18 protein-coding genes are annotated in these 21,435 nt (G+C 37.9%); 11 read left to right on the top strand and 7 right to left on the bottom strand.

Going from position 1 to position 21,435, the window contains the following annotated elements; translation table 11 throughout:
• Positions 1-7 precede the first annotated feature (7 nt).
• The 3 genes from EJL04_RS06260 (at position 8) to EJL04_RS06250 (ending at position 2,991) form a co-directional block, all read left to right on the top strand.
• On the top strand, positions 8-1,567 hold the full coding sequence (locus tag EJL04_RS06260; RefSeq protein WP_125104407.1) for a sensor histidine kinase: 1,560 nt from the start codon (positions 8-10) through the stop codon (positions 1,565-1,567).
• 8 nt (positions 1,568-1,575) lie between these two features.
• Positions 1,576-2,274 (top strand): response regulator transcription factor RprY, encoded by a 699-nt coding sequence (gene rprY, locus EJL04_RS06255; protein ID WP_021854630.1) that lies wholly within the window; start codon positions 1,576-1,578, stop codon positions 2,272-2,274.
• Between the two features lie 141 nt (positions 2,275-2,415).
• A complete protein-coding gene (locus EJL04_RS06250; protein WP_125104406.1) occupies positions 2,416-2,991 on the top strand; it encodes a hypothetical protein in 576 nt (191 codons plus the stop codon).
• A 154-nt stretch (positions 2,992-3,145) separates the two neighbouring features.
• Here EJL04_RS06250 and EJL04_RS06245 read toward each other — a convergent pair whose 3' ends face one another.
• Positions 3,146-3,325, bottom strand: a complete 180-nt coding sequence (locus EJL04_RS06245) for a hypothetical protein (RefSeq protein WP_125104405.1) — start codon at positions 3,323-3,325, stop codon at positions 3,146-3,148.
• Between the two features lie 224 nt (positions 3,326-3,549).
• Here EJL04_RS06245 and rpsF point away from each other — a divergent pair, with 224 nt between their 5' ends.
• The 6 genes from rpsF (at position 3,550) to EJL04_RS06215 (ending at position 9,448) form a co-directional block, all read left to right on the top strand.
• On the top strand, positions 3,550-3,894 hold the full coding sequence (gene rpsF / locus EJL04_RS06240; RefSeq protein ID WP_021854626.1) for a 30S ribosomal protein S6: 345 nt from the start codon (positions 3,550-3,552) through the stop codon (positions 3,892-3,894).
• A 3-nt stretch (positions 3,895-3,897) separates the two neighbouring features.
• The gene (gene rpsR / locus EJL04_RS06235; RefSeq protein WP_021854625.1) at positions 3,898-4,167 is read left to right on the top strand and encodes a 30S ribosomal protein S18; all 270 of its coding nucleotides are present in this window, start codon (positions 3,898-3,900) and stop codon (positions 4,165-4,167) included.
• A gap of 18 nt (positions 4,168-4,185) precedes the next feature.
• On the top strand, positions 4,186-4,725 hold the full coding sequence (gene rplI / locus EJL04_RS06230; protein WP_125104404.1) for a 50S ribosomal protein L9: 540 nt from the start codon (positions 4,186-4,188) through the stop codon (positions 4,723-4,725).
• A gap of 278 nt (positions 4,726-5,003) precedes the next feature.
• Positions 5,004-5,909: a helix-turn-helix domain-containing protein gene (locus EJL04_RS06225; protein WP_125104403.1), complete on the top strand. Its 906-nt coding sequence runs from the start codon at positions 5,004-5,006 to the stop codon at positions 5,907-5,909.
• Between the two features lie 182 nt (positions 5,910-6,091).
• Positions 6,092-8,251: a TonB-dependent receptor gene (locus EJL04_RS06220; RefSeq protein WP_125104402.1), complete on the top strand. Its 2,160-nt coding sequence runs from the start codon at positions 6,092-6,094 to the stop codon at positions 8,249-8,251.
• A gap of 159 nt (positions 8,252-8,410) precedes the next feature.
• Positions 8,411-9,448: a porin gene (locus EJL04_RS06215; protein WP_021854622.1), complete on the top strand. Its 1,038-nt coding sequence runs from the start codon at positions 8,411-8,413 to the stop codon at positions 9,446-9,448.
• 502 nt (positions 9,449-9,950) lie between these two features.
• Here EJL04_RS06215 and uvrA read toward each other — a convergent pair.
• Both uvrA and EJL04_RS06205 read right to left on the bottom strand, forming a co-directional pair.
• Positions 9,951-12,779 carry an excinuclease ABC subunit UvrA gene (gene uvrA, locus EJL04_RS06210; protein ID WP_125104401.1) on the bottom strand — a complete coding sequence of 943 codons (2,829 nt, stop codon included), beginning with the start codon at positions 12,777-12,779 and terminating at the stop codon, positions 9,951-9,953.
• A 37-nt stretch (positions 12,780-12,816) separates the two neighbouring features.
• The gene (locus tag EJL04_RS06205) at positions 12,817-13,542 is read right to left on the bottom strand and encodes a T9SS type B sorting domain-containing protein (RefSeq protein ID WP_021854620.1); all 726 of its coding nucleotides are present in this window, start codon (positions 13,540-13,542) and stop codon (positions 12,817-12,819) included.
• Between the two features lie 276 nt (positions 13,543-13,818).
• Between EJL04_RS06205 and EJL04_RS06200 the strand changes: the two genes are divergently transcribed.
• Entirely contained in the window at positions 13,819-15,072 is a 1,254-nt protein-coding gene (locus EJL04_RS06200) for an amino acid ABC transporter substrate-binding protein (protein WP_241209949.1), read from the top strand.
• Between the two features lie 8 nt (positions 15,073-15,080).
• Positions 15,081-15,821 carry a porin family protein gene (locus tag EJL04_RS06195; RefSeq protein ID WP_021854618.1) on the top strand — a complete coding sequence of 247 codons (741 nt, stop codon included), beginning with the start codon at positions 15,081-15,083 and terminating at the stop codon, positions 15,819-15,821.
• A gap of 99 nt (positions 15,822-15,920) precedes the next feature.
• On the opposite strand, the gene EJL04_RS06190 is transcribed toward EJL04_RS06195, so the two are convergent.
• Genes EJL04_RS06190 through coaBC form a run of 4 tightly spaced genes read right to left on the bottom strand, consistent with a single transcriptional unit; the run spans position 15,921 to position 21,418 of the window.
• Positions 15,921-17,591 (bottom strand): tetratricopeptide repeat protein, encoded by a 1,671-nt coding sequence (locus tag EJL04_RS06190; protein ID WP_125104399.1) that lies wholly within the window; start codon positions 17,589-17,591, stop codon positions 15,921-15,923.
• Positions 17,592-17,594: 3 nt separating this feature from the next.
• Positions 17,595-19,262: a DNA repair protein RecN gene (gene recN, locus EJL04_RS06185; protein WP_125104398.1), complete on the bottom strand. Its 1,668-nt coding sequence runs from the start codon at positions 19,260-19,262 to the stop codon at positions 17,595-17,597.
• 27 nt (positions 19,263-19,289) lie between these two features.
• Positions 19,290-20,192 carry a type IX secretion system protein PorD gene (gene porD / locus EJL04_RS06180; protein ID WP_021854615.1) on the bottom strand — a complete coding sequence of 301 codons (903 nt, stop codon included), beginning with the start codon at positions 20,190-20,192 and terminating at the stop codon, positions 19,290-19,292.
• 14 nt (positions 20,193-20,206) lie between these two features.
• The gene (coaBC, locus tag EJL04_RS06175) at positions 20,207-21,418 is read right to left on the bottom strand and encodes a bifunctional phosphopantothenoylcysteine decarboxylase/phosphopantothenate--cysteine ligase CoaBC (protein ID WP_125104397.1); all 1,212 of its coding nucleotides are present in this window, start codon (positions 21,416-21,418) and stop codon (positions 20,207-20,209) included.
• Positions 21,419-21,435 lie beyond the last annotated feature (17 nt).

Below are 21,435 nucleotides of genomic sequence, written 5' to 3'. Positions count from 1 at the left end.
TGCCAATATGAAAAAAGCAACAATTTGGACAGTAGCAATCGTGATGGGACTTTCATTTCTTGTGCTGCTCTTTATGCAAATAAAATATATTGAAGAGATGGTGCACATGAAGAAAGAACAGTTTGACGAGTCTGTAACAAAGGCTCTGTCTCAGGCTGCCCGTAACTTGGAACTGAATGAGACCTTAAGGTATCTTGAGAAGGATGTTAACGCGACAGAACGTCGTGCATTCAAACAAGATTCAGTTGGAACTCGTTCGGGTGAAATGGATGGCACTGTCCAGCATTCACATCAATACTCTGTTGTTGATAAAAACGGTACGATGTATTCGTCTTTTGAATTAAAAACGATAACGATGAAACCGTCCTCAATGCCCAAAGCGATGATTCTGCGTAATGACAAGAACTCGATATCAGAGGCAACAAAGTCAATGAGGGAAATTGTGAAAAACCGTTATATCTATCAGAAAGCTTTGCTTGACGAGGTCGTTTACAGCATACTTTATACTGCTTCAGAAAAACCGTTGAAGGAGCGTATAAACTTCAAGATGCTTGATCAGGACATTAAGACTGAGCTGATGAACAATGGTATTGATATTGCCTATCATTTTACGGTTTCGACACAAGACGGAAGAGAAGTATACAGATGTCCTGACTATACGGATGAAGGTGAGGAATATACTTATTCGCAGGCATTATTCAGAAATGATCCTTCATCGAAGGCTGGAATTGTCAAGATACATTTCCCTGATATGAACAGCTATATTTTCAGCAGTGTACGTTTTATGATTCCTTCTATTGCGTTTACTGTTGTGTTGTTGGTGACATTTATTTTTACAATCGTAGTTATATTCAGGCAGAAACGTTATACTGAGATAAAGAATGATTTTATAAACAATATGACTCATGAATTAAAAACTCCTATAAGCAGTATTTCTCTTGCTGCACAGATGCTCAATGATGAAAGCGTAACTAAGAGTCCTGTTATGATGAAGCATCTGGGAGGAGTTATTAATGACGAGTCGAAGCGTTTGCGCTTCCTTGTAGAAAAGGTGTTGCAGATGTCAATGTTTGACCGCAAGAAAGCCATATTTAAAAAGAAAGAGCTTAATTTGAATGAGTTGGCTGAAAATGTTGCTAATACGTTTACATTGCGTGTAGAACATACAGGAGGGCATATAACGACAAAACTGCATGCAACGGAACCGACAATCTATGTTGACGAGATGCATTTTACGAATGTTATTTTCAACTTGTTGGACAATGCTGTTAAATATCGTGATCCTGAGCGACCGGTAGAATTGTTTATTAATACATGGAATGACAAAGAGCATCTTTATTTGTCGGTTAGAGATAACGGATTGGGCATAAAAAAAGAGAACCTTAAAAAGATTTTTGAGAAGTTCTATCGTGTTCATACCGGAAATGTGCATGATGTCAAAGGCTTTGGCCTTGGCTTGGCATATGTAAAGAAAATCGTAGAACTGCATAAGGGTGAAATACATGCAGAAAGCGAGAAAGGAAAAGGAACGAATTTTATAATAACATTACCTATAATTAAAAAATAAGAAAGACTATGGATGAGAAATTGAAAATTCTTTTATGCGAAGATGATGAGAATTTAGGTATGCTCCTTCGCGAATATTTACAGGCAAAGGGTTATAGCGCAGAACTTTGTCCTGATGGTGACGCAGGATATAAAGCTTTCTTGAAGAGCAAGTTTGATATATGTGTACTTGATGTTATGATGCCAAAGAAAGATGGATTTACATTGGCTCAGGAAATAAGACAGGCCAATGCTGAAATTCCAATCATATTCCTCACTGCTAAGACTTTGAAGGAAGATATTCTTGAAGGCTTCAAAATCGGTGCTGATGACTATATCACAAAGCCGTTCTCAATGGAAGAGCTTGTGTTCCGTATAGAGGCTATCCTGCGTCGTGTACGTGGTAAGAAAAACAAAGAAAATACTGTTTATCATATCGGACGTTTTACTTTCGATACTCAGAAACAGTTGCTTACCATTGACGACAAGCAGACAAAGCTTACAACTAAAGAGAATGAGCTTCTTGCTCTTCTGTGCTCTCATGCTAACGAGATTCTGCAGCGTGACTTCGCACTGAAGACAATATGGATTGACGATAACTACTTCAACGCACGCTCTATGGACGTTTACATTACTAAGTTGCGTAAACATCTTAAGGACGACGACCAGATAGAAATCATCAACATTCACGGCAAGGGATACAAGCTCATCACTCCTGAGCAAGAATAAACATAAGCCTTGAACGATAATAATAAAACAATCCTCAGAACCGAATATACCGGCTCTGAGGATTGTTTTTTTATATTATTATAAGTTATTTGTTTTTTATATAATAAAATTATATATTTGCAGAAACGGCAGAAATTGACTATGAAACTTGTTGACAGGTATGTGATTACTGAAAGTCCCGCTTCCTCGGTTTTGGAATTGGGCTTTTGCCTTATTTTGGCTGGCGGTTTGTTGGACGGCTATTGTAAACCATGGTATGTCGCAATCTCCGTAGTTATATTCATACTTGTAATATTTTCTGTTGTATTGAGTCTGTTTATACGTAGGCAGAAAATTGTAATTGATTCACGAGGTATTCATTATTATGAACGTTTTTTATTTAAGATAACCAAGCACGATTATCCATGGTCACAGGTGAGCAGATGCTATATAGACTGGTATCATTATTATTCAATGCTGTTGCCGGTGCGCAGGCTTGTTGTCGTTACAGAATTGTCAAACAGCAACAGTAAGTATCATGATATAGATCTTAAGGATTTTGAATTGGCTTTCAGAATGAGTCGTTTGAAACGTGCAATCTTAGAATATAGTAATAATGCCGGAATTTTCGATGAGGAGCAGACTTCGGCTAATAGAAAAAGTGAAATGCTCTATTGGCTGATTATTGTGCTGGTACTTATATTGGTGTTCTTGTGTGTGCAGATTTCCGACTATTGAGGCCTGCATAATTGCCAGATGTGTAATGTGCTGATAGCTAGAGGTTTGTAAAAGATACAGTTTCGCAGTCTAAAAGATGTCTTTTATTTCGCGTTTTATGGCCTTTTACAATGTAAAATGGCATTAATTGCGAAATGTCGCGTTTCCGGTATGTTTAATATTTGCTTTCCTTTTTCAGAAGATACACGTGCCCAACTGCTCCAAACACCACCAGAGTCAAGGCCGAGATGATGAATGTGTTATTGTCGGTCCAACTGAAAGCGTAGCCGACAATCAGCAGAATGACGCCCAGATACATGGCTGCCAGTCCTGAAAAGCGTACGTATTTCTTCATATCAATAATTTTTTATGATCTTATATTATAGTGCAAAAATACAGATAAAAATCAATAAAGCAAGGCTTTGTATATGAAAGATTGGCAAAATAAGGCTTGTAAAGGTGAAATAAAGTTAAATGTTGTAATTGTGTACATTAATAATGTCGGATATATCAGCGGAAAAGCGTACCTTTGCACCGCATTTTGCAAAATAATAAACAAATTAATCATTTTAAAGTAGTATGAATCAATACGAAACCGTTTTCATTTTAACTCCCGTTTTGTCTGATGAACAGATGAAGGAAACGGTCGCTAAATTCAAAAATCTGCTTACTGACAAAGGTGCGGAAATTCTGAATGAGGAGACCTGGGGACTGAAGAAGATGGCTTATCCTATTCAGAAGAAATCTACAGGTTTTTATTGCCTGATAGAGTTCAAGGCTGAGCCTAATGTAATTAACACTCTCGAGACTGGATTCCGTCGTGATGAGAAGGTAATCCGTTTTATGACAGTTAAGCTCGACAAGTATGCCGTACTGTATGCCGAGAAGAGAAGAAACAAATACGCTAAAAAAGAGGAGGCTTAAATTATGGCAGCACAAGAATCAGAAATCAGATATTTGACTCCGCCTTCAGTGGATACAAAGAAAAAGAAGTATTGCCGTTTCAAGAAGAGCGGTATAAAGTATATAGACTATAAGGATCCTGAGTTCCTTAAGAAATTCTTGAACGAGCAGGGTAAGATACTTCCCCGCCGTATCACAGGAACTTCTCTTAAGTATCAGCGCCGTGTGGCTCAGGCTGTTAAGCGTGCACGCCAGATAGCTCTGCTTCCTTATGTAACCGATTTGATGAAATAATTTGAAGGAGGAGACAGAATGGAAATTATACTGAAAGAAGATATTATCGGCTTAGGATTTAAGAACGATATCGTTAATGTTAAAGCCGGCTATGGCCGTAACTACCTGATACCTCAGGGCAAGGGTGTTATAGCGTCTCCTTCAGCAAAGAAGGTATTGGCTGAAAACCTGAAACAGCAGGCTCGTAAACTTGCTGCTATTAAGGCTGAGGCTGAGAAGAAGGCTGAGGCTCTGAAAGATGTTGCTCTTGTTATAGAGATGAAGGTAAGTGCTAATGGTGTAACTTATGGTTCTGTTAATGCCGCAACTGTAGCTGCTGAGCTTCAGAAGAAAGGCTTTGACATCGATCGTAAGATTGTTACAATGCACGATGCTAAGAAGGTAGGTGACTTTGTTGCTACCGTACACTTCCACAAAGAAGTTCTCGTAGAGGTGCCTGTAAAGGTTGTTGCTGAGAATGCAGCTCCTGAGGTTGAGGCTCCTAAGGCAGAGGAAGTTCCTGCTGAAACAGTAGCTGAAGAGGCTCCCAAGGCAGAAGAAACAACTGTAGAAGAGTAATTTTCGCACTGTAAAGCAGTTTTATATAAAAGTCCCGGTTGCTTTTAAGCACCGGGATTTTTGTTTTTATACAATATTACTTTTATATAAATTCATGCTAAAATTAAATTTGCCGTGTTATGAAAAACATGTTATAGCTCTTGTATTATAGCTTGTAAATTTGTATCTTTGCATAAGTGTCGCAGCTTGGCTTATGCTGTATTTCATATAATATTGCATGTCATTGCCAGACTGTTGTATTTTTGTATTAAGAGGCATAAGTTATAATAATTTGGGTTATGAAGTCATATTTCTCTATTGTAGTATTCTTTGTATTGTTGCTGTCATCTGTTGTAACCGGAACGGACAGATATCTTAGTACAGAAAACTTGATTAAGGATGATTTGAATCAAGCCTTAGCTCATACCATTGCTGTAAATGGTGGCGCATGGTTGGCAACAGATACAATAAAGGCGTATAAACAGTTACAGAATACGACATCTGGTCATGTGGCATTATTGATTAATGATGAACTTTTCAATAAACGACTTTCTATACCTGAATTACGCAACAGGGCATATATATCGTTCGACATAGTGCCTGAAAATTTCGTTGCGCATAACTCAAAATATATTCCGAATGGGATATGCAGTGATACAATAATATTAAATCCTGCTTCGTTGAAATACTGTAACGGATCAGTTGCCATGCGCGGTTATGCAGAGTGTTCTTTTTTCATGGTATTGAGTCTTTCTGATCAGAAACTGCCGATAACCTTAATGCTTTTATCTTTGATTTGGGGCAGCATTACTTATTTTTGTTTTAAGAAGAAAGAGCTTTTGTATAGTGCATCTTTTGCTGAAAGTAATGATACAGCATGCGTTTGTGCTAGAAATGACGACTCTTGTATTATATCAGTAGGCAATATGTTGTATAATAAGCAGTTGGAAACATTTTATGGTGCAGATAACAGAGAGATTAACTTGACACCGATGCAATTTGAACTGATGCAGATGTTTTTTAAGGCTGAAGGACATCGCCTTATGAAAACAGATATATGTAATACTCTGTGGCCAGGTAAAGATAATGCAAACGAAACACTTTATACAATGATTAAAAGACTGAAGCCTGTTGTTGAGGCTAACAGTAATTTGAAAATAGAAGTAGAACGCGGACGCGCATATAAGTTGCGCGTTGATGACTAAAGTGTGTGTTATAGAAGTTTTTATTTTATCTTTTAACTTGATGTAGTTCATTGATTAATAGCTTATTACAGAATGCTGATGTCCTGATGCATAAACTGTCAGGTAAATGTCAGTAAGTTGTCAGTGTAAAAAATATTCTTTTGTCTAACGTCTGATTTATCTTTGTGCGAAAAAGCTTAAAGATGAAAAAGACGTTATTATCTGTAGTTTTATTAATGTTTTCATGTTTTTCAATGGCTCAAAGTTATAAAGAAGCAAAGAAAGACAGTGTTAAAACGAAATGTGTTGTTGCAGACAAAGATATCAGTTGTCATAAGTATGGTCATGATAAAGACAACGCTGTATCTGATTCTTTAATTTTGAATGAGGTCGTTGTAAAAAGTTCTCGTGTTGTAAATACTAATGGGACACTAAGAATTTTTCCTACAGATAAACAAAAAGAAAATTCTTCAACGGCTTATGGCTTGTTGTCAAAGTTAGCATTACCACTTATTTCTGTTGATGAAGTGGCACATACTATTTCGGCACCTAATAATATGGGAGCCGTTCAGGTGCGTATTAACGATATTGAAGCAACTGCAAACGATTTGTCATCAATAGATTTAAGTGCTGTGAAATATGTTGAATATATAAGAAATCCAGGAGCAAGATATGGTCAGAACGTGGGTTTTGTAATTAATATAATTGTGAAAAAAGCTGTTAGTGGTTATGTCATAGGAGCTGACCTGACACATACTATGACATATCTTAATTGTTCGGATAATTTGTTCGCAAAGTTTAATTTTGGAAAGAGTGAAATATCTTTGAGTTATTGGCTGGATTTTTCAGACAAACGAAAGTTACGTTATGAAGAAACGGCCCAATATCTTATGCCTGATAATTCTTTTTATTATATAACGCGAAGAGATAAGGAACGCAGACTAAAAAATATATGTCATAATTTACAATTAAAATATTCTTTTTCAGAGACAGGGCGATATGTCTTTCAGGCTACACTCGGCACAGATTTATCGAATTGTCCTGATGATTATACTTTAAGGGAAAATATTGTAAATCAAGAATGTGATACTGTCGGGATAAATTCGTCTGACAAATCTTTTTCTCCTGTTTTGGATCTTTATTATAATCAGAATATAGGCCGAAATCAGTCTGTAACAATAAATGCAACAGGGACATATAGCGACGCTTCTTATTCATGGAGCTATGAAGGGAAATCACCTTATAGCTATACTTCTGATGGTGACAGCTGGTCGCTTTTTGCTGAAGGTATATATGAAAACAGAATGCGTCTGCTGACTTTTTCATCGGGTATACAATATTTTCAGAAATATATTAGTAATAAATATCTTGGGGATGCAGAAGCTATAAATACTATACGTAATTCACAAGTCTATGCTTATGCGCAGATAAAAGGTAATTTGGCGGCATTAGAATATACCTTTGGTGCAGGGGTAAGTCGTCTGTATTATCATCAGGCTAATGATGCTTATGAATATTGGCTTTGGCGTCCGGAGCTTTCTCTTGCTTATCAGTTTCTGGAAAAATTTAAATTAAGGTATTATCTACGTATGTATCAGAATCCTCCACGCCTTGAATATTTGGGAGATGTTGATGTGAGAAATAATGAACTAGAAGTATCCCGAGGTAATTCTGCGTTGTTTCCTGCACGTGTATTGGAGCAGTCGTTTACCTTGTCGTGCCAATTGCCCTCGTTTTATGCAGAAATAGAAACGTCGTATCGTAATAATTATCATTGCGTTATGTCTCAGATTAATAGAGAGATTGATGAAAGCGGAAACACAAATTTTATTTTTACCCGTGAGAATCAGCGCCGGATTTCTATGTTTTATGTCAATGGCTATACTCGTTTTGCTATTGTTTCTGACAAACTTACGTTTGCTGCAACAGGTGGCTTTTTCCGTTTCTTCAATTATGGAAATACATACAAACATCATTATTCTTCGTTTAATGGTGCATTCAGGGCTACTGCATATTTGGGTGATTTTACGTTTTCTGCTGATGCAAGTAACGGATGGAGTTTTCTTGAGGGCGAAAACCGTACTACAAATATTTGTACTTACAGTCTTGTCGCATCATATAAGTATAAAGATTTCATCTTTTCATTAATCTGGCAGAATGGTTTTCAGAACGATATGCTTTCTAATAAAGCATATTTGCTTAACAGATATGTTGGAAAGACGCAAAAGCTTATTAATGGTGATATGGGAAATATGCTAACTTTTAATTTAAGCTGGCGTTTCTCAAAAGGCCGTAAATATGAAAGTCCGAAGTATACAGTTAATAAAAAAGATAATGATACAGGTATAATGAAAGGAAATTAAATAAGAGAATATACTGTTTTTACAGAATATTATTTGCTGTGTTTAGTTGATTTTATAATTCGTTTTGATGTATGGCATAGGATGTTACAAGCGTTTTAATTGCTATGTAATATTTTTGTAACACATAATGCTTAATTTTGCAAAAAAATAAGTAATTGTATGAATAATAAGAAACTGATTTTGCCATTGTTGGCTTTGTGTGTTGGTTTGCCATTACACGCTCAAGAAGAAGATAAGGTCGACCTTACTCCGAAGGTGCACGGCACCATACGCGGAAAGTATGAATATCAGACGGAAGAAGGAGACGGACGTTTTCAAGTTAGAAACGCGCGTGTCAGTCTTGAAGGAAAAGTGGCAAAAGCTGTTGAATATAAAGCAGAAATCGACTTGTCGGATGAAGGGCAGATAAAGATGCTTGATGCATATACAAAAATCAAGCCTGTTAGAGGATTTGATTTTACTATAGGACAGATGCGTGTGCCATTTACAATTGATGCCCATCGTTCTCCTCATCAGCAGTATTTTGCTAACCGATCTTTTATTGCTAAGCAGGTAGGTAATGTGCGTGATGTTGGTGCAACTTTAGGCTATTCGTTTAATGTCGGGATTCCAATTATTCTTCAGGCCGGAATGTTTAACGGCTCTGGATTAACGAATCAGAAGGATTTCTGGACAAACAATATTAATTTTTCAGCTAAGGCTCAAATCTTTATTCCTAATGGCTTTAATATTACTCTTAGTACGCAGAAAATCCGTCCTGACCATATTTCAGTTATGATGTATGATGCAGGTGCATATTATCATGCACATGGCTGGCATATTGAGGCAGAATATCTTTTTAAGCATTATGAGGATAATGCCTTTAAGAACGTGCATGCATTTGATGCGTTTGTTAACTATGATATTCCGTTACGCAAGTGTTTCTTTACAAAGATTTCGCCACTTTTGCGTTATGATTATATGAGTGATCATAGTGATGGTATGCGGTATCTTGACGGTGAGGAGAATACAGAAGGATCATTGATGATAAACGACTATCAGCGCTCAAGAATTACAGGCGGACTTACCTTTAGTATAGCTAAGCCGTTTATTTCAGATATTCGTCTCAACTATGAGAAGTATTTCTACCGTTCTGGAGCTGTTGCTAAACCATCAGAACGTGATAAAATTGTAATTGAAGTAATGACAAGATTCTGATTAAATTTCTGATTTTATAGAATAAAATACATAGGATTGTTAGTGTACCGCGCAATAATACCATATGGTGTGTTGTGCGGTTTTTTAATTTATGCGTATGCGATATTTATTGCTACTGATGCAGTATGATTTTTTGATATGTTCTTTTTTACCTTATGATATGTGGCGTTTTATAATATAAAACATGGCCTTTTGCATCCTAAAAAGCCATGTTTTGTAATGAACGTTATTTGTCGCTGATTATCAGTAGTTTACGAATACTCTTCAGGCCTTGTAATGAGGCATTTTAATAATGAACAATTTTGGACTAAAGATATGTGTCTTTTCCTTTATTAAGTATTGCTCGTAAATAATGATGCAGATTGTAATAGTTTGGCAATGGCTGACAGCGTATTGGCAATGCCTCAAAAATACATGTTCTTTTAAATAAAAAGAGCAAGTCTTTCAATATTAAAATGTAAAATCATTATATATTGACAGACTTGCCTTATGTTTAATTCTATTATGCCTGCAGCTCTTTCTTTAAGAATCGAGGAGTAAAGCCTTTCGTACTTTCTGCCACTTCTTCCGGTGTGCCTGTAGCCAATACAGTACCTCCGTTGCGTCCACCTTCTGGTCCCATATCTATTATATAGTCAGCCAGCTTTATTACGTCAAGGTTGTGCTCAATAATAATGACTGTGTTGCCGCGGTCGACCAGCTCCTGAAGTACGTTCATCAGTATGCGTATATCTTCAAAATGCAGACCTGTTGTTGGTTCATCAAGGATATATAGCGTTTTGCCCGTGTCGCGTTTGCTCAATTCTGTTGCAAGTTTCACTCGTTGGCTTTCACCTCCGCTAAGCGTCGTTGAGGGCTGTCCTAGTTTAATGTACCCAAGTCCTACATCCTGTATTGTTTTTATTTTTCGTAAAATATCAGGAATGTTTTCGAAGAATTCTACAGCTTGATTTATGGTCATGTCAAGTACGTCAGCTATGCTCTTGCCTTTATATCTCACTTCAAGGGTTTCCCTGTTGTATCGTTTTCCGTGGCATACTTCACATGGTACCATTATGTCCGGCAGAAATCTCATTTCTATTGTCTTATATCCGTTGCCGCCACAGGCTTCACATCTACCGCCTTTTACGTTAAATGAGAATCGGCCAGGCTTGTAGCCTCTTATCTTTGCTTCAGGAAGATTTACGAAAAGTGAGCGTATGTCACTAAACACACCTGTATATGTTGCCGGGTTTGAACGTGGTGTCCTTCCGAGCGGACTTTGGTCTACATTTACCACCTTATCTATATGCTCAATGCCTTCAATGCTCTTGTATGGCATCGGCTTTTTGAGCGAACGATAGAAGTGTTGGCTCAGTATAGGTTGCAACGTTTCATTAATTAATGTTGATTTGCCGCTTCCGCTCACTCCGGTAACGACAATGAGTTTGCCGAGAGGAAACTCGACATCAACATTCTTAAGGTTGTTTCCTGATGCACCTTTTAATATTATATATTTTCCGTTGCCTTTACGTCTTTCGGCAGGAACTTCTATTTTCATCTCTCCATTGAGATATTGGCTGGTAATGGTGTGCTGTTTCAGCATTTCATCAGGCTTACCCTGAAATACAACCTCTCCGCCTTTGCGTCCTGCCTTTGGACCTATGTCTACAATATAGTCTGCACTGAGCATCATGTCTTTGTCGTGTTCAACAACAATAACAGTATTGCCAAGGTCGCGTAGTTCTTTCAGTGATTTTATAAGTCTGTCATTATCACGTTGGTGCAATCCAATACTAGGTTCGTCCAATATGTAAAGTACGTTCACAAGTTGCGACCCGATTTGTGTTGCCAGTCTTATTCGCTGGCTCTCTCCACCGGAAAGCGTTGCTGATTGTCTATTGAGTGACAAATAGTCGAGTCCAACTTCAAGCATGAAGTCGATTCTTGTTATAATTTCTTTAATGATTTCCGAGGCAATTTTTGTTTGTCTTTCGTTCAGATGCTTTTTTGCTTCGATAAGCCATTCTTTGAGTTCACTTATGTCAAGGTTTGCCACTTCAGATATATTCTTGTCCCATATTTTGTATGAAAGCGACTCGCGTTTTAGTCTTTGTCCGTTGCATTCTGGACATTGGCATACCGTCTGAAACTGATCGGCCCATTTCTGACCGCTTGCGCTGTCGTCATTTTCGATGACATTGTGAAGATATTTTATAATGCCGTCGAAGTCAACGAAATAGTCGCTTGATGTATGGACAAGTTCTTTTCTTATGCGTACGGGTTCTAGTGAGCCATATAATATCTCGTTCATGGCTTCTTCTTGAATCTCATTTATTGGCGTGTTAAGGTCGCAGCCGTATTTCTCAAGAATTGCATCAATTTGCCAGAATATCATTTGGTTTTTATACTTTCCTAGCGGAATTATGCCTCCTTGTTTTATTGACAGCTTCATGTCCGGCATAATTTTATTGATGTCAATCTCGTTTACATATCCGAGCCCTTTGCAGCGCGGGCATGCGCCTTCGGGTGAGTTGAATGAGAATTTATTAGGGGCTGGATCTCCGTAGGACATACCTGTAGTGGGACACATTAGCCTTTTGCTGTAATATTTTGCTTCATTTGTGTCTTTTTCCATAATCATGAGCAGCCCATCGCCTTGCTTCATTGCTGCTGCAACGCTCTTTTTCAGCCGTTCGTCGTCTTTGTCCTGTACTTGCAGTTTGTCTATGACAACCTCGATGTTGTGGTTCTTGTACCTGTCAGTTTTCATTCCTCTGACAATTTCTTTCACCTCACCATCTACTCTGATATGCAAGTATCCTTTTTTGCGCATGCTTTCAAACAGTTCGCGATAGTGACCTTTACGGTTGCGTACAAGAGGAGCCAATATAAAAATCTTCTTTCCGTCGTATTTTGTATGGATCATCTTCAGTACGTCTTCTTCCGTATATTTCACCATTTCTTCACCCGTTGCATAACTGTATGCAATACCTGCACGTGCGTACAGCAGGCGCAGATAGTCATATATTTCTGTTGTCGTTCCTACAGTAGATCTTGGGTTCTTGTTTGTAGTTTTCTGCTCGATGCTTATTACCGGACTTAATCCAGTAATTTTGTCAACGTCAGGACGTTCCATTCCGCCAAGGAAGTTGCGTGCATAGGCAGAAAACGTTTCGATATACCGTCTTTGGCCTTCTGCGTATATGGTGTCGAAGGCAAGTGATGACTTGCCTGAACCGCTAAGTCCGGTTATAACAGTAAGACTATTACGCGGAATTTCTACGTTTATGTTTTTAAGATTGTGTACGCGTGCTCCCCACACGTTTATCTTTTCATCTTCTCTATCCATTTCTAATTTGACTCTTTGATGTACAATTCTGGATACTTTATTCTGTTGTTGATGTTCCTGATTCTTCTGTGTATCCACGTAACAAATTGACGTCTCTTCTTATATTAAATGTGCGTCCGTCAGCTCCTTTTGCTTTTACTAAAACAAAGTAGACACCCTGTTTTACGTCTTTCCCATTATATTTTCCGTCCCATCCTCCGGCAGGATCGTCCCATTCATACAGCTTTTGTCCCCAGCGGTTAAATATGTATGCATGGAATTCAATAATAGACTGATATCCGTCTTTGGCCTTATATATATCATTTATGCCGTCTCCGTTAGGTGAAAATGCATTTGGCATTTCTAGTTTGCTTTCGCTTATCGTAACGCGCATTGGCCCTATTTCATCCCAATATTCTTGAGTATATGCTATTGTGTCATTTCCATTGATGAAGGTTGCATATACTACGATATTGTGAGTGCCTGCTTTTGTAAAAGTATATTCAGTGTTTTCCTCATATCTTGTCAGATATGGTGTACTTTCTCCGTCAATGGTGAACCTCCATTCATAATTGGCACTGTATTCACCTACATTTTGTGGATTAGCCTGAAAGCGCCCTACTAGTGGAGCATTTCCGGACATATTAGAGTTTTCCTCTTCTCCTTCATCAGTTACATAAGTGGCTGTAGGGCTGATTGTCGGTATTTCGTCGTAAGTGTCTGCCTTTATGTTTATGGCAGTTATGAGTGTTGCTACGCAACTGAATAAAAGTATGATTCTCATTTCTTCAAAATATATTTATGCAAATTTACGTAATAAAGTTGATTTAGACGCTCTTTTTTTGTATTTTTGCACACAAAAGTTTGGTAAGGCTTTGCACGGCATGACCAATTATATATGTCTGCTTGGTAGTGGCATTGGTGTTTAGTCTTTATCAACATTGGGTTAAATAAGATACCAAATTAAATAAATATGAGGCATTTTTCACGATATATCGTGCTGTTTCTAGTTTTTTTTGCAGCATTCGATATGTTTGCACAAAACAAGGACGTGCAGGATATGCACAAGGTTAAACGTAGTGAAACAATTTTTGGAATTGCCCGTAAATATGGCATTACGGTGAGTGAACTTATTAAGGCTAATCCGGAAATGAATGATCCGAATTACGAGCTTAAAAAAGGTGATTATATCATTATACCAAAGTCTGGTAAGTCGGTAGTTTCTAAGTCTGTAAATACATCTGATAAGGCCATAAAGACATCATCAAAGTCTGTCAAAGTTGGAGTATTGTTGCCGCTGCACAATGTTGATGGTGATGGACGTCGTATGTTGGAATATTATCGTGGCCTGCTTATGGCTTGTGATGACTTGAAGAAGGAAGGATTGTCGATAGAAATTAATGCGTGCAATTTGCCGATAGATGGAAACGTTTATCAAACATTATCTACGGCAGGACTTAATAAGGCTGATGTCATTTTTGGACCGCTTTATACGAAACAGGTAAAGCCTATAGCCGATTTTGCCAAGGATAATGGGTCAAAGCTGGTTATACCATTTTCTATTAATGGCAATGATGTCGCATCAAATTCTAACATTTTTCAGGTTTATCAGTCTCCTGAATATTTTTATAATGAAGTTATTAAGCATTTCGTATATCGTTTTAGTAACTATCATGTTGTTGTTATCGACTGTAACGACCGCACAAGTGATAAGGGCGTATTTACATTCGGACTGCGTAAAGAACTTGAAGCTAGGAACATTTCATGTAATGTGACAAATTTGAATTCCAGCGATGCAATGTTTGCCAAATCATTCAGTGCAGTAAAACCAAATATGGTAATATTGAATACAGGACGTTCACCTGAACTAAATCAGGTTTTGGAAAGGTTGGATGCACTTACGGGTGAGCATCCTTCGTTGGCAGTTTCATTGTTTGGATATACAGAATGGCTGATGTATGTGAAATACAACCAGGAAAAGTTTTTTAAGTATGATACATATATCCCGACGGCAGCATATTACAACTCTTATTCAACCAAGGTAAAGACTTTGGAAAACAGATATATGCGTTGGTTTAAGAGCAGTATGATGGATTATCTGCCACGTTTTGCCCTTACTGGTTATGATCATGGCATGTTCTTCCTGCGTGGTATATATAACAATGGAAAGAAGTTTAATGGAAGTACTGCTGATAAAAATGCAGTACAAACACCATTGCATTTTACCAAACTTGGTTCTGGTGGATATCAGAATGCCGGCTTTATGTTTGTTCATTACAATCGTAATAATACGATATCACTTATCAATTTTTGACAGAAAAGATGCGTAGATTATTAATATCGGCTGTGTTTTCTTTGTTGGTGTCTGGAGCATATGCCCAGATAGGATTGTATCGTAATGATATGAGTATCGGTGTAAACGGAGGATATGTTTTGAGTAATGTCGGTTTTAATCCGAAAGTAAATCAGACATATCATGGAGGTTTTACCGGGGGCGTGTCTTTTAGATATGTTTGTGAAAAGTATTTCAGTACAATCTGTGCTTTGCAGGCGGAAGTAAACTTCGCCCAGATTGGATGGAAGGAGGAAATACTCGATGCAAATGACGCTCCAGTAATAAACCCTGTTACAGGTGTGGCTGAGCAATATAGCCGAACAATGAATTATGTGCAGATACCGATATTTGCTCATTTAGGGTGGGGACGTGAGGATAAAGGCTTTCAGTTCTTTTTTCAAGCAGGTCCGCAGCTGGGTTTCTGTCTAAGTGAATCAACCAAGATGAATTTTAATTTTGAGGACATAAACCTTGATGATCGTGTTAACCATACGGTTGCTCAAGACACAATGGCTGTAGAGAATAAATTTGACTATGGTATAGCAGCCGGACTTGGAGTTGAGTATTCTCATCCTAAAGTTGGTCATTTCCAGTTGGAAGCACGTTATTATTATGGCCTGGGCAATATCTATGGTGATTCAAAGAAAGATTATTTTGGCAAGTCAAACTTTGGTAATATAATTGTTAAGCTTACTTATTTGTTTGATATTATTAGGACGAAGAAGTAGTTGATTGCTAAGTAAGTCTTAATTGAAAATAAGTGAAGCGGCAGGTGAGAATCATTTCACCTGCCGCTTCTTATTTCTTGTTATTTATAATAGCACCGATTATTTAGAATACTTTTCTATCATTGCTTGTGCTTGAACATGCCCCAGCTCTTTGGCCTTTTCTAAGTTTGACATTCCGTTGGCCTTATCTCCTTTATTTATCTGTGCTAACCCTAATATCAGATAACCGTCTGCATATTCAGGTGCAAGCTCAATACATTTTGTTGCAGTTTTTATAGCGTCATCCATCATGTTTACTCTTAGTTCCAATGATGCTTTTTCTGCATAATATGTTGGTTCTTTCGGGGCAAGCATAATAGCTGTTGATATATCTATCAAAGCTTGTTGGTAAAGTTTTGCTTTTACTTCTGCTTGTTCACGTATATAATAGAAATTAGCATTTACATTTCCGTTTACCAGAATTTCGTAGCGTGTGTAGTCAAAAACAGCTTGTCTGAAGCTGTCTGTCGTAACATAAGCTTCTGCACGTGCCAAGAAATACGGAGCTGCTTCTCTAAGTCTTAAAGTGTCTGTTGTTGTTATGGCACTGTCAAGCAGCGCTATAACCTCTTTCATTGGGGCTTTAAGCATTTGTTTGCATTGTGATGCGTTATAGAATAATTCCGGGTTTCTTATTGATGTCTTTGTCAGGTCCATAAACATGTCATAGGCTTTCTGATATTCGCCCTTTGCATATGTTATGAGTGCCTGTTGGTGCTGATATGATGGCTGAGGATTTATTGCATATGCTTTATTGATTTCCTCAAAAGCCTTGTCCAGATTCCAGGCCGCGTATGGTATGTCGTTTTTATAAACTTCTTTGTTGTATATTATTTTGCTGTAATTATAGTGAGCCTCATCTTTGTTTTCAACCTTCTTGATGGCCGTTTCCATTTCTTTTTCAGCACTTTCAAAGTCATTTGCGTCAAGATATATTTGTGCTTGAGCTGTATAGCCGTCAACAGAAGTAGGGTATTGGTTTATGAAATCGCTGACTATAGCCGCATGTTTTATTGAGTCATTCGCTTGTGCCGCCATCATGAGTGTCAGAAGAGCCTGGCTCTTGTCTGTCGGCAATGATGGAGGTATGCCTATCTTTTTCATGGTTTCATCTTCAACAGAAAGTCCTGTTGTCTGCAGTTCGGTAATAAACTTTGCGTCTGTTGCGTGTATATCTGTTGATGTCGTAGACGGTTGCATTATTCCAATAACTTGTCCTTCAGAATTAACAAAAGGGCAGGCATTTGTGTTTTCCGGAACAGCAAGTGAGAATATATAATATGAGTATTTATCCATAAACGTTTCTACGTTTTTTACAGTTGCAGCTGTTATTGTCGGTGATTTTTCTGCATATGATACAAGCCATGCCTGTGAGCCAGAAGCAGATGCAGATTGTGCAACATTCAGTGGAATAGTTTTGCCGTTGACCTTAAATTTTGCAACGTCATATATATCATTGACGCCCATTATTCTTTCTACATTCATTTTGCGTCCTTTGCTGTCTGTAACAATAGCTTTAGATGCTCCAATAAATGGCTTAAGGTCACTTATTGCTTCACCATTATTGCCGACAAACACACCATGGCTTGTTGAAAGAACAGTTCCATCTGCGTTGTATGTTGTTAGTTTGAATACGGATTTTGCCGCATTTTTTACGGCTGAAGGCTGTGCTTTGCTGTTGCCGCATACACAAACTATGATTAATGTTAAAATAACTCCTATCTGTTTCATCGTTTATAATGTTTTTAATAATTCTTTGGCATTGTTTATGGCTGCATCAGAAATTTCAGAGCCACTGAGCATCTGTGCGATTTCTTTTGTGCGTTCGTCCTTGCTTAAAATGAGCATGCGACTGCTCGTGCCATGTTCTGTTTCTTCCTTAAACACTTTATAATGGGTGGTTCCTTTTGCTGCAATCTGTGGCAGGTGAGTAATGCTTATGACCTGACGGTTGGCTTTTCCCATTTCCTGCATTATATCACCCATCTTTTCTGCAATTTTCCCGCTAACTCCGGTGTCTATTTCATCGAATATTATTGTAGGCAGTTTCACAGCACCGCTTATCATTGCTTTAAGTGACAACATAACTCTTGCAATTTCACCTCCGGATGCAACCTGTGCAACAGGTTGTACAGGTGTGCTGGTATTGGCACTGAATAAGAATGATATCCGGTCGTGGCCATCCTCACTGATATTTTTGTTTTCGATTTTTATAGAGAATCTTACGTTAGGTATTCCTAAGGGTATGAGCCTGTTACGCATTTCCTGCTCAATCACTTTCGATGCTTTTGTCCTTATTTCTGTCAGTTCAGATGCTATGGCTTCACACTCCTTAAGTAAACGTGCTTCTTCTGATTTAAGCTTATCTAACTCTTCATCACTGTTGTCGATATTACTTATCTGTTTCTCCAGATTATTTTGTATATTAATGAGATCTGCAATATTGGACACATGATATTTTTGTTCAAGAGAATAGATTTTGTCGAGCTGACTGTTTATCTGTTCAAGTCTTGAGGGATCGAATTCGATATTGTCGGCTTCTGAATTTATTTCGTCTGATATATCTTTCAGTTCTATAAAACAGCTTTCCAACCTGTCTGAAATAGAACTGATTTCAGGATATATGTTTGTTATGCCGATAATGGAGCGCGATGCTTCCTTCACTTTATCAAGTACATTATTGTCTGATTCATATGAGTTTAGTGAAGTTCCGGCTGAATAGAGCGCTGTCTTTATCTCTTCTACGTGACTTAATTTTTCGCTTTCCCGCTCGAGCTCTTCCTGCATGCCGTCTTTCAGTTCTGCTTCTGTGAGCTCTTTTAGCTGAAAACGGATGTAGTCTTCATTTTTTTTATTTTCTTCAATTTCTTTGCATAGTCTGTCTACGGCTTTCTTTGCATCTTTATACGCATTGAAATGTTCCTTGTATTTTATAAGGAGTTCTCTGTCCTTGGCTATAATGTCGACTACGTTTAGCTGGAAATCTTCTTCGTTCAGCAAGAGGTTTTGATGCTGACTGTGTATGTCTATAAGCTGTTGTCCCAAAGTGCGCATTAGGTTTAATGCAACGGGGGTGTCATTAATGAAAGAACGTGTCTTTCCTGATGAGTTCAGTTCTCTTCTTAATATACAGTCGGTATCGTCAAAGTCGATATTGTTTTCTGTGAAAAAGTCCTGCATGTTATATCGGCTTATGTCGAAATGAGCCTCAATAACACATTTTGAACTATTTGATTTTATGCTTTTCACGTCTGCACGCTGTCCAAGAAGCAGATTTATAGCTCCTAAGATAATACTTTTTCCAGCTCCTGTTTCACCTGTAATGACCGAAAAGCCAGGATTGAAATGTATGTCGAGTGTATCAATCAGCGTAAAGTTCCTAATATATAACTGTTTCAGCATTTTATATTGAAATGAAATATATTATTTTTATTTTTTTATTTTCTCCCAATAACTGTTTTGCGAAGCATTTATAGAAAATAGAATCTCATAAACTGATTCTTTTTCTTTTTGTGTGCCTTTACCGTTATATATGTTTGCCAACTCATCTTTTTTGTAGTCCGTCCATATTTGCGGCAAGGTGCTCAAAGGTTTGTCTTCGTGTGCTTTTTTCAGATTTGTCTCGATTGTTGTTGTGATGTTTGTTCTTCCTCTTTCTACATTGTTGGCCATTTCGTCAAGGCCGCTGCGGTAATAGTCATATTGCAGCTGTCTGAAAGGTTTCATCGCTCCTTCCATGTAGTCATTAATGAATGCAAAGCGGTTTCTGTCATTCTCAAAAGCCTTCCATCCTGTAAAATTCAGATTCTGTGCATTATTTACAAGATTAAGACATCTTTGCAGAATGTCCTCGCCACCCATAGGCGAGAAACTGTCAAGATTCATACCTATGATCAGATATGCGTAATAGGCAATAAGTGCTGTCAGTTGGTTGTCTATCTGTTCTTCGTTGAAGTTTAATTGGTCAAACTGTGCAAATTCAAAGTTAAAGTCGCCGTCTTTATTATTATATAAGGTTGAATTATATGCTGAGTTGTATACAGGCCTGTTGGCTTGAATTAGTGCCGTACATGTAAATAAATTTGATGATGCGTCGTATTTCGTCACAGTTATATTGAAGTTGCATATTATTCTTTCATTTTTCTGAAACTGCAACGATGTCCATTGTTTGTCATTGATAAACTGTTCCAGGGTTTGCTGCAGATTGTCGAAGACACTTGCATCAGTGCCTTGAATCTGATTATGGTTTATTGTTACTTTAGCCAGCAACTCCTGAGCATTTGTGCCTGCTGTGATAAACAACCAACTTATTATAAGTAATAGCAACCTCATTTTGCCTGTTATGATTATGACCTGTTTTTTTCAGTGAAAAGTTTTGTTAATTCATCAATGATATCTGCAGCAACGTACTTTTTGTTTTTCTTTTCAAATGTTTTTATTTCATTCTTTGTTATGATTTCAATTTGGTTATCATTGCTGCGGAATGTCGTTCCTTCATTGCGCGTTGAGTTTAATACGATAAAGTCGAGATTCTTCCTTTCCAGTTTACTTTTGGCATTAATTTCTTCATTGTTTGTTTCCAATGCGAAGCCAACTAAAATCTGTTCATCAGTCTTTATACGTCCTAGCTCTGCTGCAATGTCATTTGTTGGGCATAGCTGTATGTTAAGATTATCTTTTTCGCGCTTAATTTTATTTTCTGCGATAGATATAGGACGAAAGTCGGCTACAGCTGCACACAATATTGCGGCGTGGCAATCTTTAAACTCTGTGACGGCTGCATTATACATCTCGTTACAGCTTTCTACATTGATGCGTTTTATCTTTTTAGAGCATTCAATACCAACAGGTCCGCTTATTAATGTTACCTCAGCACCGCGTCTGCGGCATTCTTCAGCCATGGCAAATCCCATTTTCCCGCTAGAGTAGTTGCCGATAAATCTTACCGGGTCTATCTTCTCATAAGTCGGACCGGCTGTTATCATTATTTTTTTTCCCTTCAGCGTATCTTTGTTCTCATCAAAGAATTCATCAAGATATCTTACAATTTCTTCCGGCTCCTCCATTCTTCCCTTGCCTTCCAGGCCGCTTGCAAGGAAGCCGCTTTGCGGTTCAATGATGATATTGCCATATGACTGCAGACGCTTGATATTTTGTTGTGTTGAAGGGTGTGCGAACATGTCAAGGTCCATTGCCGGAGCGACAAACACAGGTGCTTTCATCGATAAGTATGTCGTTATAAGCATGTTGTCTGCTATTCCGTTGGCCATTTTTCCTATTGTACTTGCCGTGCATGGAGCAATCAGCATAGCATCGGCCCAAAGACCTATGTCAACGTGTGAGTTCCATGTGCCGTCACGTTGAGAGAAAAATTCGCTGATGACAGGCTTATGCGTAAGTGCTGATAATGTTATTGGTGTTATGAACTCCTTTCCTGCCGGAGTTATAACGGTCTGCACCTCAGCACCTTGTTTTATAAGTCCTCTGATTATGAGGCATGCTTTATATGCTGCAATACTGCCTGTTATGCCAAGTACAATTTTCTTACCTTTCAACATGTTGTCTTTATATATGT

The sequence above is a fragment of the Prevotella marseillensis genome (genome assembly GCF_900625065.1).
Lineage (GTDB): Bacteria > Bacteroidota > Bacteroidia > Bacteroidales > Bacteroidaceae > Prevotella > Prevotella rara.
This window is presented reverse-complemented; position numbering and strand designations above follow the sequence as displayed.

Excerpts from the sequence above, each read along its gene's own strand:
- EJL04_RS06260 (WP_125104407.1), top strand. The coding sequence starts at position 8 with ATGAAAAAAGCAACAATTTGGACAGTAGCAATCGTGATGGGACTTTCA.
- rprY (WP_021854630.1), top strand. The coding sequence starts at position 1,576 with ATGGATGAGAAATTGAAAATTCTTTTATGCGAAGATGATGAGAATTTA.
- EJL04_RS06250 (WP_125104406.1), top strand. The coding sequence starts at position 2,416 with ATGAAACTTGTTGACAGGTATGTGATTACTGAAAGTCCCGCTTCCTCG.
- EJL04_RS06245 (WP_125104405.1), bottom strand. The coding sequence starts at position 3,325 with ATGAAGAAATACGTACGCTTTTCAGGACTGGCAGCCATGTATCTGGGC.
- rpsF (WP_021854626.1), top strand. The coding sequence starts at position 3,550 with ATGAATCAATACGAAACCGTTTTCATTTTAACTCCCGTTTTGTCTGAT.
- rpsR (WP_021854625.1), top strand. The coding sequence starts at position 3,898 with ATGGCAGCACAAGAATCAGAAATCAGATATTTGACTCCGCCTTCAGTG.
- rplI (WP_125104404.1), top strand. The coding sequence starts at position 4,186 with ATGGAAATTATACTGAAAGAAGATATTATCGGCTTAGGATTTAAGAAC.
- EJL04_RS06225 (WP_125104403.1), top strand. The coding sequence starts at position 5,004 with ATGAAGTCATATTTCTCTATTGTAGTATTCTTTGTATTGTTGCTGTCA.
- EJL04_RS06220 (WP_125104402.1), top strand. The coding sequence starts at position 6,092 with ATGAAAAAGACGTTATTATCTGTAGTTTTATTAATGTTTTCATGTTTT.
- EJL04_RS06215 (WP_021854622.1), top strand. The coding sequence starts at position 8,411 with ATGAATAATAAGAAACTGATTTTGCCATTGTTGGCTTTGTGTGTTGGT.
- uvrA (WP_125104401.1), bottom strand. The coding sequence starts at position 12,779 with ATGGATAGAGAAGATGAAAAGATAAACGTGTGGGGAGCACGCGTACAC.
- EJL04_RS06205 (WP_021854620.1), bottom strand. The coding sequence starts at position 13,542 with ATGAGAATCATACTTTTATTCAGTTGCGTAGCAACACTCATAACTGCC.
- EJL04_RS06200 (WP_241209949.1), top strand. The coding sequence starts at position 13,819 with ATGCACAAGGTTAAACGTAGTGAAACAATTTTTGGAATTGCCCGTAAA.
- EJL04_RS06195 (WP_021854618.1), top strand. The coding sequence starts at position 15,081 with ATGCGTAGATTATTAATATCGGCTGTGTTTTCTTTGTTGGTGTCTGGA.
- EJL04_RS06190 (WP_125104399.1), bottom strand. The coding sequence starts at position 17,591 with ATGAAACAGATAGGAGTTATTTTAACATTAATCATAGTTTGTGTATGC.
- recN (WP_125104398.1), bottom strand. The coding sequence starts at position 19,262 with ATGCTGAAACAGTTATATATTAGGAACTTTACGCTGATTGATACACTC.
- porD (WP_021854615.1), bottom strand. The coding sequence starts at position 20,192 with ATGAGGTTGCTATTACTTATAATAAGTTGGTTGTTTATCACAGCAGGC.
- coaBC (WP_125104397.1), bottom strand. The coding sequence starts at position 21,418 with ATGTTGAAAGGTAAGAAAATTGTACTTGGCATAACAGGCAGTATTGCA.